Source organism: Desulfopila sp. IMCC35006 (assembly GCF_005116645.1).
Taxonomy (GTDB): Bacteria; Desulfobacterota; Desulfobulbia; order Desulfobulbales; family Desulfocapsaceae; genus Desulforhopalus_A.
In genome coordinates this window covers 1-3,072 of the sequence record NZ_SWCM01000033.1, presented here as the reverse complement: position 1 = coordinate 3,072, position 3,072 = coordinate 1, and the positions used below count along the sequence as shown (strand labels likewise).

Annotated in this window: 2 protein-coding genes; both read left to right on the top strand. The window is 44.0% G+C overall.

Annotation, left to right across the window (positions count from 1 at the left end; translation table 11 throughout):
* Nucleotides 1-80 precede the first annotated feature (80 nt).
* On the top strand, nt 81-344 hold the full coding sequence (locus FCL47_RS25775) for a CoA transferase (protein ID WP_136816263.1): 264 nt from the start codon (nt 81-83) through the stop codon (nt 342-344).
* A gap of 433 nt (nt 345-777) precedes the next feature.
* Nucleotides 778-2,805: a 3-hydroxyacyl-CoA dehydrogenase/enoyl-CoA hydratase family protein gene (locus tag FCL47_RS23985; protein ID WP_136816262.1), complete on the top strand. Its 2,028-nt coding sequence runs from the start codon at nt 778-780 to the stop codon at nt 2,803-2,805.
* Nucleotides 2,806-3,072: the final 267 nt, after the last annotated feature.

Here is a 3,072-nt window from a genome sequence, read left to right as displayed (position 1 = left end):
GAAGAAAAAGGAGGGGAAGAAGATTGGTTTATTTTAATTTTTAGGAAGAAAATCAAGAAAAGGAAAAAGAGAGATTATACATTTTCAAACCGCTGAAGAAAATACACTTTCAGATCGCCGCTGACAACTACCAGAAAAGAGGGAATTTTATCGAATATACCGATGAAACTCTCGGCAAAACAGTCAAGGGCTTCGGTTTCGGCCCGAAGATGAGTAGAACCAGTCCGAAGGTATGGCGCGGAGCACCCACACTCGGGCAGGACACAGAGGCTATACTCAAAAAGATTGCTGGCTATAGCGAAAACGAAATTGAGAATTTCAAAGGTAAAGGTGTCATTGATTAACCATTATTTTTAATCTGAATCCATTCCCGGGGTACCTCTACCAAAACCCCGGGACAGAATTTCACTCTGTTATTTTGCAATAATCACCTGCACGCAAATCAAAACCAACTGAGGGAGCAAACGATAATTTCCCGATTTTGTTGGCATCCGCATTCCTCACCGCTATATCGTCTTCATTCTTTTGTCATGCCGACACCTACCTTTTTTACCATGCATGCAAAACAGGATGAATCAAATCGCTGTGTCGAACCTTTTTTAGACACAATGAAGCATTAACGACATAAATCGCAAATTTCTCTTGACTACAATATAGCTTCAATGTAGCTTTTATTTAACTAAGCTACATTGAAGCTATATTGTACCTATGCTCGTTGATTATCGCTGCTTGATCTGGAATAAGCAGACGACCACCAGAATCAAAAGGAGATGAACCATGTCAGAGACCAAAGAACTCTATGCCACATTTGTCAACCCGTTCCTGATTGAGTCGAATAGACCGATGCCCGATGAGATGGCGGTCATCGGCGCAGGAAATATTGGCCCCGATATCGCTTATTATATGCGAACCGGTGCGCCAGATAAGAAACTTTACCTCGTTGACGTGTTTGAAGAGCCGTTAAAAAATGCTGAGGCTCGATTCAAAGGATACGCAGAAAAAGCGCTGAGTAGAAAAATTCTTACCCAGGAAAAAGTCGATAAGATCCTGGGGAATATTGTCTACACCACCGATTATAGTCAGATTAAAAATTGTAAACTGATTATTGAGGCTGCCACTGAAGATCTTAATATCAAGAAGAAAATCTTTGCCCAGCTGGAAGGAATTGTCAGCGTAGACACTGTGTTAACCTCTAACACCAGCTCGATTCCGGCGGATCGAATATTCAATGGGATGAAACATCCAGAACGTTGTACCGTTACGCACTTCTTCGCTCCTGCCTGGAGAAGTATGGCGGTTGAGGTGGTTCGCTGGGATGCGCTGGATTCGGAGGTATTAAACTTCTTAATCTGGTTCTTCGCTAATACCGGTAAGGCACCGGTTGTGACGAAGAATGTCTTCTCTTTCCTTCTCAACAGAATTTTTGAAAACTGGACCAATGAAGCTGCAACATTGCTTGACAAGGCAACGACCTTTGAAGTCGACGACGTCGCCGAAGAGTTCGTCGGTGCCGGACCGTTTTTCGTCCTGAACATGGCGGGTGGCAACCCACTCACATATGAATCACAATCGCGTAGAATGGAAGAGAATCCATGCTACGAACCACCGAAAATATTCAAATCTGTAAAAACCTGGAACCTGAAAAAACGCGGTGAGAAGGTGGAAATGCCGGATGCCCATCGCATGTGGATACGTGATCGCCTGATAGGTTTGGTGTTTTCTCAATGCTTTGATATCGCAGATCGAAATATCGGTACCCGCTCAGATCTCAATTTCGGTAGCTTAATTGCCCTGGGTTTCAAAAAGGGAGTATTCGACACGATGGCGGATATTGGGGCAGAAGAAGTCAAGCGAATCGCCAACGCCTTTGTCGCGGAAAGACCTGGATATCCAGGGCCTACAAAGCCAATTGAGGAGTATCTTGATTTCGCAAGAGATATTCTTGTCGATGAGAAAGACGGTGTTCGAATTATTACAATCAGAAGGCCTCAGGCAGCAAACGCTTTAGGTTGGGGAACAGCTGCAGAAATACTGGCTGAACTGAAAAAAGGAGAGGCCGATTCCACGGTGAAGGGCTTCATACTTACCGGTTATGGTCAAAAAGCTTTCTGCGCCGGAGCGGACATTAGCGGTTTTGTAAACGCTTTTGATAATAAGGAAGCGGGAATTGGTTTGGCTAAAGGTAATTCAGAGATGCTGCACTACATGGATCAGATGACAAAACCGGTGGTGGCAGCAGTAAATGGATTGGCCATGGGCGGTGGCGTCGAGACGATGCTTCGCTGCCATAGTGTCGTGGCAGATAAAAAAGCGTTTTTCAGATTACCTGAAGTTACCCTGGGGATTCTTCCTGGAATGGGCGGTCTGGTTATTCCATATAGAAAATGGCCACACGCTGCAGACAAATTCCATGAAATGATTGGCAAGGGAAAGATCATGAAGGCTGATGAAGCCCGTGAACTCCGTATCGTTAACCATCTGGTGGATAGTTTTACAGAGCTGATTGATGTCGCAATGCAGGAAGTAGACCGTCTACAGGGAAATATCCCGAGAATCAGTGATGCTCCTGTGGATATTCCTGAATTTGTCGTCGCTGATAAGCCTACAGCCATCAACGGGGATCCACTGAGTAAAGACGTTCTAACCATTATTGCTGACGTTATTAATCGAGGCGCCAAAACGGAAGGTTTATACAACGCGCTTGAGATCAATTATGAACGATCAGGCGATACCCATTGTCTGGAAGATTCTAAGGAAGGAGTTATGGCCTTTCTGCAAAAACGAAAGCCAAATTTTAAGCAGTAAATTTATAGCTAAGTGACTCAACGGAAAAAAGCCAATATCGGTCGATTTCTGTTTAAAACAAATAGCAATTGTTCAAGGTGGCTTTATGAATCACCCTGTTTTTCAGGCCGGCTCTAGAACAATTATCTAAATTCAACAGAATAGAGGATTATCACTATGACGTTTCAACGCGCATATATTCCATACAAAGGGTATTACTGCAGTCCATTTTCCAAATGGCAGGGCAGCTTTGCCAATCAAAATTCCATCGTTTTGGGGGCTGAAACG